Below are 14,739 nucleotides of genomic sequence, written 5' to 3'. Positions count from 1 at the left end.
AGCGGCGCCCTTCGCTTGGTCCGGGTGTCCCCCGGGGCAAGGCTGTGCGTCCCCTTCCGCGGCCCGTCACGCGGGAACGCGTGCCTCACGCATGCCCGTCGGCCAGCAGCAGCCGGCTCGTCTCCCCGGGGCCGACGCAGACGGTCCGGTCGGGGAGCCGCACGACGATCGGCTGGCCGCCGGAGGACGGGACGGCGATCTCCAGCCGGCCGCTCTCCAGCCGGACCCGCACACCCCAGTGCCCCTGGTACTGCAGGGAGAAGCCGTACGACGACAGCTCCGGCAGCGGCACCGGATCCAGCCACAGCGCCCCTTGACGCGTCTCCAGGCCGGTCAGCCCGCGTTGAACCAGGTCGAGGGTGCCTGCCATCGCGCCGAGGTGGATGCCCTCGCCGGTGGTTCCGCCCTGGAGGTCGGCCACGTCGCCCCTGAGGGCCTCCTGGCAGAACGACCAGGCCTCGCCGCGCCGGGCGCGCGCGAGGATCCAGCCGTGGACGAGACCGCTGAGGGTGGAGCCGTGGCTGGTGCGCGCCAGGTAGTAGTCGACGGTCCGCGCCCAGCCCTCCTCGTCCAGGCGGTGGCCCAGGCGACCGAAGAGGTCCTGGAGTTCGCCGGGCGAGAAGAGGTAGCCGAGCATCAGCACGTCCGCCTGCTTGGAGGCCTTGTAGCGGTTGACGCTGTCGCCCTCCGCCTCCAGGATCCGGTCCAGGCGCCGGATGTCGTCGTACCGCTTCCGGTAGTCGTGCCAGTCGAGTTCGGCGAGGTCGCCGTACCCCTCGAACTGGCTGATGACCCCGTCGTGGAAGGGGACGTGGAGGGTGCGGGAGACCTCCTCCCACCGCTCCAGCTCCGCGGCGCCCAGCTCAGCGCGCTCCGCGAGTTCACGGCGGCGGGGGGCCGGGAGATCGCGCAGCACCTCCAGGGTCCGGGCGAGTACCCAGGCCGCCGAGACGTTGGTGTACGCGTTGTCGTCCAGGCCCGGCCGCTCGGCACCCGGGTAGGCGTCGTGGTACTCGTCGGGGCCGACCACGCCCCGGAGGCGGTGCCGCCCCAGGTGCTCGTCCCAGGTGGCCGAGTCCGCCCAGAAGCGCGCGATCTGCACCAGCATCTCGGCACCCTTGGTGTGCAGGAACTCCGCGTCCCCACTGGCCTCGCAGTACTGCCACACGTTGTGTGCGATCGCCGAACCGACGTGGTGCTGGAGGTGGGTGTGGTCGGGAAGCCAGCGGCCCGAACGGGGATTGAGGTGCAGCCGCTGGGTCTCCTCGCGTCCGTCGCTGCCGCTTTGCCACGGGTACAGCGCGCCCCGGCGTCCGGCGGCCCGGGCGGCGGCGCGGGCCCGGTCCAGGCGCCGGTGGCGGTAGTGGAGCAGGGCCCGGGACACCTCTGGGAAGTGCAGGTTCAGGTACGGCAGGACGAACAGCTCGTCCCAGAAGACGTGCCCGCGGTAGGCCTCGCCGTGCAGCCCGCGGGCCGGCACACCCACGTCCAGTTCGGCCGTGTGCGGGGACAGGGTCTGGAGGACGTGGAAGAGGTGCAGGCGCAGGATGGCACCCGCCTCTCCGGGGACGTCGATCCCGGCCCGGCGCCACAGCTGCTCCCATGCGGTTCGGTGCGGTGCCAGCAGGCCGTCGAAGCCCGGGGCCCCGCTCACCCGGTCAACGGCTGCCTGCAGCGGGTCGCTGATCGCCGGATCGTGAGAGGTGTGCAGAGCGATGGTCTTGTCGACGGTGACGGTACGGCCGGGGGCCAGGGAGAGCGTCACACGCTGGACGGCGCGTGGGGGTTCGTGCGCCTCCGAGACCGGCTCCGGGGCCGTCAGCCGGGCCGCCATGGCGATCCGGATGTCCGACGTGCGGGTCCGGCAGCGCAGCCACACCGTGCCGGGCGCGGCGGTGCCGGTGTGCACATGGGTCAGGTGGCGGCCTTCCAGGCCGCTGTAGCGCTGCACTCCGCTGTTGGTCACTCCCCCGTCCAGCGCCGCATCCACCTCCAGCTCCGCCGGGTCCCCCGCCAGGGTGAACTCGGTCCGCAGGGCCGCCAGGCAGGGATCGGCCATGTGGACGAGCCGCACCTGGCGTACGGACAGGACTTGTCCGGTGTCCAAGCGGTATGTGGTCACGCGTTCGAGGAGACCCGCGTCCAGGTCCACGGACTGCCGGTGGGCGAGCACCGGCGGGGTGTCCGGTGTGAGCCACGCACCGCCCGGGCGCCGGAAGCGCAGCGGCAGCCAGTTCGGGAGGTTGACCATGTCCTCGTTCTCGACCCGGCGTCCCGCGACGAGGGAGGTGATCCGGTTGTAGCAGCCGGCCGCGTAGGTGCCCGGATAGTGCACGTCGTCGGCGGCACACTCCGGCAGGGCGCCGCGCGTGGCGAAGCGCCCGTTGCCCAGCGTGCAGAGCGCCTCCCTCAGCCGCTCGTCCGCGGGGTCGTACCCCTCGTACTCCCAGGTTCGGGCCGTCATACGGCTGCCCCTTTCACGGACGGGAGGTCGGGTGCTCCGGACGAGACTCCGCATGACCAGTGTTGCCCGGCGCGGCGTCCCGCGGAACGAGCAGGTGCGAGTCGCGGGACGCCGGGGGTGCACCTGGGCACCTGGCCGGCCCGGACCGTCATCAGGGCCGATCGGCCCTTACCCGCACAGGGGGAGGGCGGCGAGGCTGGGAGGCACGGGAGGCGTCGCATCGACCGTGCCTGACGCCCGGAGGAGGACATCATGCGCATCAGTCCGCACCTCGTCAGCGACGTCATGACTCACACCGTCGTGGCGGTGGGCCGTGACGCCCCGTTCAAGGACATCGTCACGCTCATGCAGGAGTGGAAGGTCAGCGCCCTGCCCGTACTGGAGGGCGAGGGCCGGGTGATCGGCGTCGTGTCCGAAGCCGATCTGCTGCTCAAGGAGGAGTTCCGCGACAGCGACCCCGACCGGCTCACCCAGATGAACCGTCTGTCCGACCTGTCCAAGGCGGGAGGCATGACCGCCGCGGACCTGATGAGCACCCCGGCCGTCACCGTCCACCCGGACGCCACCCTCGCACAGGCCGCCCGCGTCATGGCCCAGCGCAAGGTCAAACGACTGCCCGTCGTCAACGACCAGGGCCTCCTCGAAGGCGTGGTCAGCCGCGCCGACCTGCTCAAGGTCTTCCTGCGGACCGACGACGAGATCGCCGAGGAGATCCGCCGGGAGATCCTCGTACCCCTCTTCCCCACGCCTGGGGAGCCCGTACGAGTACACGTCACCGACGGCGTCGTCACCCTGACCGGCCGGGTCGGAAACACTTCCTTGGTGCCGATCCTCGCTCGCATGGTGCGCTCCGTCGAAGGCGTCGTCGACGTCGACCTGGCCCTGTCCGGCGGCATGCGGGCGACGGGCCCCGGATGAGCCGAAGGTCCCTCAGTTCAGGGACGTGCAGCCCCCCTCGCTCTGCGCGAAGGCCCAAGCCCTGCACCTCGTCCGGGGAGCAGGCTGAAGGTGAGTGGCCATGTGCGACCGCCGGGCCGACGCCCACAGCGGTCGCTCGCAGACCGAAGGGAGGCGCGTCATGCAGCACCGCACGATCGGAGACCTCATGACTCGTGACGTCGTACGGGTACGACCCGACACGCCGTTCAAGGAGGTCGTCGGACTGCTGGCCGACCACGGCGTGACGGCCCTGCCCGTGGTCGACGAACTCGACCAGCCGGTGGGAGTGGTGTCGGAAGCCGACCTGCTCCGCACCGTCGCGGCCCGGCCGGATCCCAGCGGACTGCCGCCGTCGAAGGGCCGCTCGAACGGGGCACACCCCGTGGGCGAGGGCAGCACGGCGGGGGAGCTGATGACGGTTCCCGCGGTCTGCGCGCGCCCGGAGTGGACGGTCGTCGAGGCGGCACGCCTGATGGACGGCGAAGGCGTCAAACGGCTTCCCGTGACCGATGAGGCCGGCGCGCTGATCGGCATCGTCAGCCGTGGTGATCTTCTCCGGGTCTTCCTGCGCCGGGACGAGGCGCTGCGCGACGAGATCACCCTTGACGTCCTGACCCGGACTCTCGGTCTCGCCCCGACCGACGTGGCCGTGGACGTGCGGCAGGGCCGGGTGAGGCTGAAGGGCCGGGTGGAGTCCGGTCGGCTCGTCCCGGTCATCGAGCGGCTGTGCCGCGGGGTCGACGGGGTCGTGTCGGTGGAATCGGATCTGACCTGCCGTGTCGACGGCCCGCCTGAAGCCGGGCTTCCCGGCTGAGGCGGGACAGCGGCAGCGGAAGCCGGAGGCGAAGCACGATGAGCTCGAGCGCGACCGTCCGGCGCTCGCCCCTGTGGCACTGGCGCCGCAACCCGCTGCGCCGCCGTGAAGACGTATGGGAAGCCTGGATCCTGCTGGTTGCCTGGTTCGTCGTCATCGTGGCCGGTCCTGTCGCGGGTGTGCTCGGCGCGCAGGCCACGGTGGACCGGCTCGCGCAACGGCGTGCGGAACGGCACCCCACCACCGCGACGCTGCTCGGCGACTCGTCCCGGAGCACTGTCAGCGGTGAGGTCACGATCGATCGCGTGATCGCGCCGGTGCGGTGGACTGCTGCGGACGGCACCTCGCGCACGGGCAGGGCGCAGGTGGAGGCCGGCCGGAAGGCCGGTGAACGGGTCGTGGTGTGGCTGGATCAGAAGGACCGGCTCACCGAAGAGCCGCAGACTCCGGGCGACGCGAACGTCGAGGCGGCCTTCATGGGTGCCGCCTCCTTCGGCGCCGTCACCGTCGCGGCCGCCGCAGGTGTCCACGGCGCGCGCATGGCCCTGGACCGCCGCCGCAGCCGCGCGTGGGACGCGGAATGGCGGAAGCTCGGACCCCAGTGGGGCCGAACCGCCGACTGAGTCCGCCGACCCGTCAGCCTGCCGGCGACCGGCGGAGGCCGGCGTCGCAGCCGCCACCCTCACCCGCGGCACCAGCGCCTGGACCCAGCTCGGTCACGACGTCCACCGCCCCGCCGACACCCGCGCTCCCTGACCGAGTCAGTCATGTCGTGGTCGAAGCGGAGCCGTTCACGGGCCGGAGGAACCGGGACATGGCCACCCTGCTCGGCGGCAAGGCCTCCGGCCTGGCCGAGACGACACGGATCGGCCTTCCCGTGGCTCCTGGCTTCGCGGTCACGACTGGCGCGCGGTGCCTTCGCCGTGCAGGGCCGTCAGGGCCGCGTCGAACGCCGGCCGGCGCGTACGGCCCGCCCTGCCCTGCACGCGGGCGGTCCGAACCGCTGATGAGGGCCGTTCGGCCCTGGGCACGGGGACCAGGACGGGCGCAGCGTGGACTCATGGGGACGCATACGCGGATCGCTGTCATCGGCGTCGGAAACGAGTTCCGGCGGGACGACGGCGTGGGCTGCGCCGTCGCCGCGCGGCTGCTCGAGCGGGCCGAGAGCCGTGCGCTCCCACCCGGCACCGTGGTCGCGACCTGCGACGGTGATCCTGCCCGCCTGATCGGGCTGTGGGAAGGCGCCGGTCTGGCCGTGGTCGTGGACGCGGCACACGCAGAGCCCGGGCATCCAGGCCTGGTCCACCGGATCGATCTCGGCGCCGAGCGTCTCGCCCGGCCGCCTACCACCAGCTCGCACGGACTCGGACTCGGTGAGGCCGTCGAGCTCGCCAGAGTGCTGGGCCGGTTGCCCGGGCACCTCGTCGTGTACGCGATCGAGGGAGCCGACACTTCCGTGGGCGTCGGCCTGTCACCTGCCGTCGCGGGCGTCGTGGAGCCGCTCGTGGCCTCAGTCGAGGACGAGATCGTCAACCATCGCGTCGCCAGGGCGAGGGGTCCGTCATGAGCGTCCGGCGCTTCCTGGTTCTCGGGACAGTGCAGGGTGTCGGCTTCCGGCCCTTCGTGTACCGCACCGCCGTCAGCCTGGGGCTCGATGGCTGGGTGGCGAACGCGGACGGTCACGTCGAGGGCGAGGTCGCGGGTGACCTCCGGGCCATAGACGAGTTCGCCGCCCGCATCCGCACCGGGGCGCCGCCCCTGGCACACGTACGGCTGGTCGGCTTGTCCACCGCGCACTCCGTCCCCCGCCGGGGCTTCCACGTCCGGCGCAGCTCCCCGGGACACGCGCGGGCGGCGGCCCGCGACGTCCCGCCCGACGCGGCCGTCTGCGACGCCTGCCTGCGGGAGCTGTACGACCCCGCCGACCGGCGCCACCGCTACCCGTTCATCAACTGCACCGACTGCGGACCGCGGGTCACGATCATCGAGGGCCTCCCCTACGACCGTGCGCGCACCACCATGCGTCTCTTCCCCCTCTGTCCGGCATGTGCGTCCGAGTACGCCGACCCGGGAAACCGCCGCTTCCACGCCGAGCCCGTCGCCTGTCCCGTCTGCGGCCCCCGACTGGCCTGGGCCGGCCTGCGGGGCGAGGACGCGCTGCGGGCGGCGGCGAAAACGATCGCCGACGGCGGCATCGTCGCTGTGAAGGGACTGGGCGGCTACCAGCTGGTGTGCGACGCGGACAACGCTGACACCGTGTCCGAGCTGCGGCTGCGCAAGCACCGTCCTGCCAAACCGTTCGCGGTCATGGTCAAGGACATCGAAACGGCGGCGCGCCTCGCGCGCGTCGGCTCCACGGAACGGGCGGTGCTCACCTCACCGGCCCGCCCCGTGACGCTGCTGGCGAGGCGTCGACGGCACTCCCTCGCCCCACAGGTCGCTCCCGGAGTCCCACGGATCGGCCTCTTCCTGCCCACGACCGGCCTGCACCATCTCCTGCTGGACGTAGCGGCCCGGCCGTTGGTGGTCACCAGCGGCAACCTCAGCGACGAACCGATCGCCATCGCGGACGACAGGGCACATCGCGATCTCGCTCGCGTCGCGGACGGATTCCTCACCCACGACCGGCCGATCCGGGCCCGCTACGACGACTCGGTGGTCCGGATCGCGGATCGCACCCGGATCACCGTCCGCCGGGCACGCGGCCTGGCACCCGCGCCTTTGCCGCTCGCGGTCACGGTGCCACTGGCCGGAATCGGAGCCCAGCTCAAGCACACGTTCACGCTCGCCGGGGACGGCCGGGCGTACCTGGGCGCGCACACCGGCGATCTGTCCGACGTGGCGACGTACGACGCCTTCCGCCGTTCCTACGACGACCTGAGACGGCTCACAGGCATCGAACCGGAGATCCTCGCGCACGATCTCCATCCCGGCTATCTGTCCACGCAATGGGCGCTGGACCGGCCCCTGCGCCGGATCGCTGTCCAGCACCACCACGCGCACGTGGCCGCGGTCGCCGCGGAGCACGGGGTGCGGGGCCCGTTCCTCGGCGTCGCCTACGACGGCCTGGGACTCGGGGACGACGGCACCCTGTGGGGCGGCGAGATCCTCGTCGCCGATCTGAGCGGCTACCGCCGGGTGGGCAGGTTCGCGACCGCGCCCCTGCCCGGCGGTGACGCGGCGGTACGCCATCCTTCCCGCACGGCCCTCGGTCATCTGCTGGACGCCGAAGCCCTGGGCACGCCCCGCCCCTCCCCCGGGCTCGTCGGGCGCTTCACCGATCTCCTCGCCCCGGCCGAGGTCTCGGCCGTGCGCGCCATGGTCACGCGCCACGTGAACTGTCCCCGTGCCTCGAGTGTGGGACGTCTGTTCGACACCGCCGCCGCCCTGCTCGGGCTCGCGGATACCGTCGGCTACGAGGGTGAAGCGGCCGTGCGCCTGGAGGCGGCCGCCGGGACGACGCACTCCGTACCCCTTGCCCACAAGATCGTCCGGAGAGGCGGTCTGTGGGTGTACGACTCGACGCCCACGGTGACCGACCTGCTGGAGCGGCGGGCGAGCGGGGAGCCGGTGCCGGAGCTCGCGGCCGCGTTCCACCTCACCCTCGCGCACGCCACCTCCGACCTCGTCGCACGGGCCGTCGAGGAGGGCGCGCCACGCACCGTGTGCCTGGGCGGGGGCTGTTTCGTCAACGGCCGGCTGCTCGTCGAGGTGCGTCGGCGGCTGCGCGCTCAGGGGTTGCGGGTCCTCGTGGGAGGCGAGGTCCCGGTCGGTGACGGCGGCATCAGTTACGGGCAGGCCGCGGTGGCCGCCGCCCGGGTCGCGAAGGAGAGGTGAGCGGTCATGTGCCTGGGCATTCCGGGCCAGGTCCTGGAGATCCGTGACGACGCCGGGCTGCGCATGGCCACCGTCGACTTCGGGGGTGTGCGGCGCGAGGTCTGCCTCGACTACACCCCCGGTGCGGGTGTCGGAGCGTACGTCATCGTGCACGTCGGTTTCGCGATCACCGAGGTCGACGAAGCCGAGGCGCGGCGCACGCTCGACGTCCTGCGGGCGATGGCGGACGCCGTGGAGACGGAGCTCGGCGAGCCACTGCCGTGAAGGCCGGCCCGGGACCGTCGGGCCTACCGCCGTGCCCGATCGGCCCATCGGCCCACCGCTCCGCGAGGACGAGGCTGAGAGTGCAGATCTGCCGACGAGAGGCACACGATGACCGCCATCCCGGCATCCGGCGAACGGGTGCACGCCCTCCTCACCGACGGCACGACGGTGTGCGTACGGCCTGCGGGACCGGACGACCAAGAGGCCGTCCTGCGGTTCTACACGGAGATGTCGGACGCGAACCTGCGGCTGCGCTTCTTCTCCGTGAGCCGGCGCTCCGCCGAGCAGGCAGCCGCCCGGGTCGCCCGGCCGGCCGGCTCCGGCCACCGGACGCTCGTCGCCGAGCACGGCGGCCGGATCATCGGCATCGCCGAGTACGAGAGCGACGACACGAAGACGCCCGGCAGCGCCGAGATCGCGCTCGCCGTCAGCGACGGCCGCCATCACCGTGGAGTGGGGACCCTGCTGCTGGAGCACCTGATCTCCGCGGCCCGCGCACAGGGCATCACGACGTTCACCGCGGACGCGCTCGCCGAGAATCACGCGGTGCTCAAGGTCTTCGCCGACCTGGGACTGCGCGCCGAACGGCACTTCGAGGGGCCGGAGGTGCGCTGCGTGATCCCGCTGCATGACACGGAGGACTACCGCGCGAGCGTCGAGCACCGCGGGCAGGCCGCGGATGTGGCCAGTCTGACGCCGCTGCTGCGGCCCCGGTGCGTCGCCGTCGTCGGCGCCGGACGCAGGCCCGGCTCGGTGGGCCGGGCCCTGCTGCACAACGTGGCCACGGGCCGGTTCACGGGCCATCTGTACGCCGTCAACCCGGCGGCGCAGTCGATCCTGGGCATCCGCGCCTACCCGGCCGTGCATGCCCTGCCCCGGGTCCCCGACCTGGCCGTGATCGCCGTACCGGCCGACGGTGTCGCACACGTCGCGCAGGAATGCGGGCAGTTCGGTGTCCGTGCCCTGCTGGTCGTCTCCGCCGGGCTCGACGCCGGGCAGTCCAGGGCACTGCTGGCAGCCTGCCGTGATCACGACATGCGCCTCGTCGGCCCCAACTGCCTGGGCATGGCCAACACCGAGGACCGGATCCGCCTCGACGCCACCTTCGCCGCCGCCCACCCCGCGCCGGGCAGTGCCGGCGTCGCCGTGCAGTCCGGCGGGGTCGGCATCGCACTGCTCGGCGGTCTGGAGCGGCTCGGCATCGGCGTGTCCAGCTTCGTCTCGCTCGGCGACAAGTACGACGTCAGCGGTAACGACATGCTCCAGTGGTGGGAGTCCGACGGGCGCACCGACCTGGCGCTGCTGCACCTGGAGTCCTTCGGCAATCCGCGCGCCTTCTCCCGTACCGCGCGCCGTGTCACCCGCCGCATGCCCATCCTGACCGTCGACGCGGGCCGCACCGAGGCGGGCCGTCGTGCCGCCGCCTCGCACACCGCCGCTGCCGCCACGACGACCATGACCCGGCGTGCGCTCTTCGCCCAGGCCGGGATCACCGCCACCCGCACGATCCCCGAACTGCTGGAGACGGCAGCGCTGTTGCACTCCCAGCCGCTGCCCGCAGCAAGCCGGGTCGTCGTGGTGACCAACGCGGGTGGCGCCGGCGTGCTGGCCGCGGACGCCTGCGCGGAGGCCGGGCTGGACCTGCCCGCGCTGCCGCCGGGCGTGGTCGAGGATCTGCTGGCCGTGCTGCCGCGGGGCGCGAGCACCGCCAACCCCGTCGACGCGACGGCGGCGGTCTCCGAGGAGCATCTGCGTGCCTGTCTGGACCGGCTCGCCGCCCATGACGGCATCGACGCGGTACTCGTCGCACTCGTGCCCACCGCCGTCGCGGCCGCGACCGGCGACGTCCTGGTCAAGGCTCTGACCCACGCCCCGGAACGCCGCTCCCGCACCATCGCCGCCGTCCTCCTGGACCAGGACGTCCCGGTGCGGCTGCTGTCCTCGGACACCGGCCGGGTGCCGGCGTACGCGGACCCGCAGGCTGCGGCGCGGGCACTCGCCCATGCCGCCGAGCGTGCCCGTTGGCTGGCCCGCCCGCCCGGCACCGTCCCGGCTCCGGAGGGCATCGACACCGCGCGCGGCCGGGCCGTGGCCGACCGGTTCCTCACGAGGCATCCCGATGGGGCGTGGCTCGACCCGCGGACCTGCGCCGAGCTTCTCGACTGCTACGGCATCCCCCAGTCGCCGTGGGCCTGGGTGGAGACGGAGGACGAGGCGGTGTGGGCCGCCGACCGGCTCAAGGGGCCGGACGGGCGTGTGGTGCTCAAGGCCCACTGGCCGGGGCTCGTGCACAAGACCGCCCGGCGCGCGATCCACCTGGACCTGCGCGGCGACGCACAGGTGCGCGCGGCCTTCCGGGACTTCGATGTCCGCTTCGGTCACCTCATGACGGGGGCCGTGGTCCAGCCGCTCGCCCCGCGCGGCATCGAGTTGTTCGCGGGTGTGGTCCAGGACGAGGTGTTCGGGCCGCTGATCCTGTTCGGGCTGGGCGGTACGGCGACCGAGGTTCTGGCCGACCATGCGGCCCGGCTGGCCCCGCTCACCGACCAGGACGTGCACGATCTGATCACCGCGCCGCGCTGCGCGCCGCTCCTTCTCGGGGGTGACGGCACCGGCCCGGTCGATCTGGCGGGGCTGGAGCAGTTTCTGTTGCGGCTGTCGCAGATGGCCGGTGACCTGCCGCAGTTGGCGGAGGCGGATTTCAATCCGCTGCTCGCCCTGCCCGAGCGCGTCACCGCCCTCGACGCCCGGATCCGGCTGCTGCCACGCCGTACACACGATCCCTATCTGCGCCGGCTCCGATGAACGCGCGCAGCACGGAAGGAAGGCGGGACACCATGAAACACGGCAAGGTCGGTGCCCTGATGACGTCCGACGTCGTCCGCGCCGAGTACGGCACGCCGTTCAAGGAGGTGGCCCGGCTGCTCGCCGAGCACCGGATCAGCGGCCTGCCGGTGGTGGACGACGACGAGAAGGTCCTCGGCGTGATCTCCGAGACGGATCTGATGACGAGGCAGGCCGACGCTCCCGGCCCACCCGAGCCGCATCATCGGTTCCACCGGCTCGGGTGGACGCCGGGATCGCGCGCTCGCCGTACCAAAGCACGGGCGCGTACGGCCGGACAGCTCATGTCCAGCCCGGCCATCACGGTCCACAGCGACGCGACCGTCGCCGAGGCGGCCCGCGTCATGGCACGCCGCCGCGTCGAACGACTCCCGGTCGTCGACGACGAGGAGCGGCTCGTCGGCATCGTCACCCGCCGCGATCTCCTCCAGGTGTTCCTGCGCCCCGACGCGGAGATCCGTTCGAGCATCCGCAGCGATGTCCTGGTCCGGGCGCTGTGGCTGACCCCCTACTCCGTCGATGTGGACGTACACGAGGGCGTGGTCACGCTCACCGGGCAGTTGGAGCGGCGCAGCGAGTGCGCCATGGCGGTGGAGATGTGCCGCCAGACGGACGGCGTGGTCGCGGTCGTCGACCACCTCACCCACCGCTTCGACGACTCCTGGCGCCAGCCGGACGAGCCGGCCCCGCAGGGGATCACCGGGAACTGGCTGCGCAAACTGTGAGGAGGTGCAGCATCCGGCTTCCGAGGCATCTGCCCTGCCGCCGGCACCGTCAGCCGCGATGTCATGGTCGGGGACCCACGCGACGGTCACCGCTTCGGACGGACCGAGGTGAGCCATGAATTCCTTCATCCGCAGAGCCCGGCTCGGCCGCCTTGCATCGGCGGCCTCGCTGGAACCTGCTCTTCTGGTCGTCACCGCGGCGGCGGTGACCGCCGGCGGCATCGCATGGCTCGTCGGTGCCGGCGGACTCGCCGATCTCCTGTGGGGCCTTGGCACCGTGTCCGCGGTCGTGCCCGCGGTGGGGTGGGTGTGGTCGGCGCTGCGGCACCGGCATGCCGGCGTGGACGTGATCGCCGTGCTGGCTCTCGCGGGCACCCTGGCCGTCGGCGAGTACCTGGCCGGTGCCCTAATCGGGCTGATGCTCGCCACCGGCCGCACCCTGGAAGCAGCCGCCCGGCGGCGCGCCTCCCACGACCTGCGTGCCCTGCTGGAACACGCCCCGCGCTCGGCTCGTCGCCGCACGGAGAACGGGGTGCGCTCCGTGCCGCTTTCCGAGATCGCCGTCGGCGACCTGCTCGTGGTCGGCCCCGGCGAGGTGGTCCCCGTGGACGGCACCGTGGAGAGCTCGGCGGCCGTCCTCGACGAGTCCGTGCTCACCGGCGAGCCCCTCCAGGCCGAACGGCCCCGAGGCACCGGAGTGCGCAGCGGCGTCGTGAACGCCGGGCGCGCCTTCGAACTGCGAGCGACCGCGACCGAGCAGGACAGCACGTACGCCGGGATCGTGCGGCTGACCCGGCAGGCGGGCGCGGAGAGCGCGCCCGTCGTACGGCTGGCCGACCGCTACGCGGCCTGGTTCCTGCCGCTGTCCGTCGCCGTCGCGGGACTGGCCTGGCTGATCAGTGGCTCCGCGGTCCGGGCGGTAGCGGTCCTGGTCGTCGCCACTCCGTGCCCGCTGCTGCTCGCCGCGCCGGTCGCCATCGTCTCCGGTCTCTCCCGTGCCTCACGCCTGGGTGTGGTCGTCAGGGACGGTGGCGCACTGGAGAATCTCGGCCGGTCCCGCACCCTGCTGCTGGACAAGACCGGCACCCTCACCCGCGGCCGTCCCCGCGTCGTCGACGTCACCGCAGCACCCGGCTGGACACCCTCGGAAGTGCTCCGCCTGGCCGCAGCGGTCGACCAGTACTCGCCCCACGTGCTCGCCCGGGCGATCACAGACACCGCACGGGAACGCAAGCTGGATCTGCCGATTCCCGCCGACGTCACCGAGGAACCCGGCCGGGGCGCCACCGGAACGGTGGACGGACACCGCGTCGCCATCGGCCGCGCCGACTCCGGCGAGGCCCGTCCGGCCTGGGCCGGGGCGGTCGACAACCGTGCCCTCCTCGACGGGGCGGCCGTCGCCTGGCTCACCGTCGACGGGAAGCCGGCCGGCGCCGTCCTCCTGCGCGACCCCTTGCGCCATGACGCCCCACGTACCCTGCGCCACCTGCGTTCGGCGGGCATCGACCGGGTGCTGATGCTCACCGGGGACCGCGCCGAACCAGCCCGCGAGGTCGCCGCCGTCCTGGGCCTGGACGACGTACGCGCCGAGCTCGGGCCGGCGGAGAAGGTCGCCGCTGTGCGCGCCGAGCGGGACCGTGCGGTCACCGTGATGGTCGGCGACGGCGTGAACGACGCCCCCGCCCTCGCCGCCGCCGATGTCGGCGTCGCCATGGGCGCCCGGGGCTCCACCGCCACCTCCGAAGCGGCCGACATCGTCCTCACCACCGACCGCGTCGACCGGCTGGCCGACGCCGTCACCATCGCCGTACGCGCCCGGCGCATCGCTGTGCAGAGCGCCCTCGGCGGCATGCTGCTGTCCCTCGCCGCGATGGCCGCAGCGGCGGCCGGGCTGCTCCCGCCGGCCGTCGGTGCGCTGCTCCAGGAGGGCATCGACGCCGCCGTCATCCTCAACGCGCTGCGCGCCCTGCGCGTGGACCGGGCCATGCGTCCCGCCCTCACGCCGGACACCGAGGCGCTGATCCACCGCTTCGCCGCCGAACACGACGACCTTCAGGATGTCCTCGAAGCCGTGCGCGCCGCCGCCGACCGGCTGTCCGACGCCCCGGGCCCCCAGGCCCTCGCGACGGTCGAGGAAGCACACCGGCTGCTCACAGAGCGGCTGCTGCCGCACGAGGACGCCGAGGAACACCGGCTCTACCCCGCCCTGGCTCCCGCTCTCGGCGGCCCCGAGGCCACCGCCACCATGAGCCGTGCCCACGCGGAGATCGAGCGTCTCTCCCATCGCGTCGCCACCCATCTGCACCTCGCCCACGTCGCCGGTGGCCTGGCCCCCGAGCAGCTCGACGACCTCCGCTCCTGTCTGTACGGCCTGAACACCGTGCTGCGCCTGCACTTCACGCAGGAGGAGGAGAGCTACTTCTCCTTGGCGCCGTGAGTGCCGCGGGAGGGCCGTTCGGCACTGGTGCGGCCGTCCGTCGGCGCGCAGGGTGGGAGCAAGGAGCGGCTCCGGTACGGAAGTGATCACCATGGAAGCCAAGCAGTGGACCGTGCAGATCTACATCTCCGAGGAGGGCGACAGCACACATGCGCGCGCCGTGCTCACCACACGGGACACGTCGACCGTGACGGGCAGGGGGACGGCCCGGCGCAACCCGATCGACAGGCCTGTGCCGGAGATCGGCGACGAGCTCGCCGTGAGCCGGGCTCTGGAGGACCTCGCCATCCGGCTGCACGATGTGGCGGCCGACGACATCGTCATGCTGACGGGGCCGGTACAGGCCTGAGTGCCTGCTGCGGCTGCCCCCTTCGCGGCTCGGAGGCCGGGTGCCCTGGAGGAATGACCCTGCCGG

General features: G+C 72.9%; 11 protein-coding genes and 1 pseudogene. 11 read left to right on the top strand and 1 reads right to left on the bottom strand.

Annotation, left to right across the window (positions count from 1 at the left end; all coding sequences use genetic code 11):
* Positions 1 to 85: 85 nt before the first annotated feature.
* The gene (locus tag AB0937_RS07035) at positions 86 to 2,464 is read right to left on the bottom strand and encodes a glycosyl hydrolase family 65 protein (protein ID WP_366710028.1); all 2,379 of its coding nucleotides are present in this window, start codon (positions 2,462 to 2,464) and stop codon (positions 86 to 88) included.
* A 252-nt stretch (positions 2,465 to 2,716) separates the two neighbouring features.
* Between AB0937_RS07035 and AB0937_RS07030 the strand changes: the two genes are divergently transcribed.
* The 11 genes and pseudogenes from AB0937_RS07030 (at position 2,717) to AB0937_RS06980 (ending at position 14,673) form a co-directional block, all read left to right on the top strand.
* Positions 2,717 to 3,382, top strand: coding sequence for a CBS domain-containing protein (locus tag AB0937_RS07030; protein ID WP_366710026.1), 666 nt, complete (start codon positions 2,717 to 2,719; stop codon positions 3,380 to 3,382).
* 160 nt (positions 3,383 to 3,542) lie between these two features.
* Entirely contained in the window at positions 3,543 to 4,217 is a 675-nt protein-coding gene (locus AB0937_RS07025; RefSeq protein ID WP_366710024.1) for a CBS domain-containing protein, read from the top strand.
* 38 nt (positions 4,218 to 4,255) lie between these two features.
* A complete protein-coding gene (locus AB0937_RS07020; protein WP_366710022.1) occupies positions 4,256 to 4,840 on the top strand; it encodes a hypothetical protein in 585 nt (194 codons plus the stop codon).
* 16 nt (positions 4,841 to 4,856) lie between these two features.
* A pseudogene (locus AB0937_RS07015) lies at positions 4,857 to 4,970 on the top strand (transporter); the annotation flags it as partial.
* 307 nt (positions 4,971 to 5,277) lie between these two features.
* Entirely contained in the window at positions 5,278 to 5,784 is a 507-nt protein-coding gene (locus tag AB0937_RS07010) for a hydrogenase maturation protease (protein ID WP_366710020.1), read from the top strand.
* Positions 5,781 to 8,054, top strand: coding sequence for a carbamoyltransferase HypF (gene hypF, locus AB0937_RS07005; RefSeq protein ID WP_366710018.1), 2,274 nt, complete (start codon positions 5,781 to 5,783; stop codon positions 8,052 to 8,054). The genes AB0937_RS07010 and hypF overlap by 4 nt, the downstream gene beginning before the upstream one ends.
* Before the next feature lie 6 nt (positions 8,055 to 8,060).
* Positions 8,061 to 8,318 (top strand): HypC/HybG/HupF family hydrogenase formation chaperone, encoded by a 258-nt coding sequence (locus tag AB0937_RS07000; protein WP_221754803.1) that lies wholly within the window; start codon positions 8,061 to 8,063, stop codon positions 8,316 to 8,318.
* Between the two features lie 108 nt (positions 8,319 to 8,426).
* Positions 8,427 to 11,123, top strand: a complete 2,697-nt coding sequence (locus AB0937_RS06995; RefSeq protein ID WP_366710017.1) for a bifunctional GNAT family N-acetyltransferase/acetate--CoA ligase family protein — start codon at positions 8,427 to 8,429, stop codon at positions 11,121 to 11,123.
* Positions 11,124 to 11,155: 32 nt separating this feature from the next.
* Positions 11,156 to 11,887 carry a CBS domain-containing protein gene (locus AB0937_RS06990; protein WP_366710015.1) on the top strand — a complete coding sequence of 244 codons (732 nt, stop codon included), beginning with the start codon at positions 11,156 to 11,158 and terminating at the stop codon, positions 11,885 to 11,887.
* A 115-nt stretch (positions 11,888 to 12,002) separates the two neighbouring features.
* Entirely contained in the window at positions 12,003 to 14,324 is a 2,322-nt protein-coding gene (locus AB0937_RS06985) for a heavy metal translocating P-type ATPase (protein WP_366710013.1), read from the top strand.
* A 91-nt stretch (positions 14,325 to 14,415) separates the two neighbouring features.
* Positions 14,416 to 14,673, top strand: coding sequence for a DUF1876 domain-containing protein (locus AB0937_RS06980; RefSeq protein ID WP_221754823.1), 258 nt, complete (start codon positions 14,416 to 14,418; stop codon positions 14,671 to 14,673).
* Positions 14,674 to 14,739: the final 66 nt, after the last annotated feature.

The sequence above is a fragment of the Streptomyces sp. NPDC047880 genome (genome assembly GCF_040706515.1).
In the GTDB taxonomy this organism is placed as follows: Bacteria; Actinomycetota; Actinomycetes; order Streptomycetales; family Streptomycetaceae; genus Streptomyces.
This window is presented reverse-complemented; position numbering and strand designations above follow the sequence as displayed.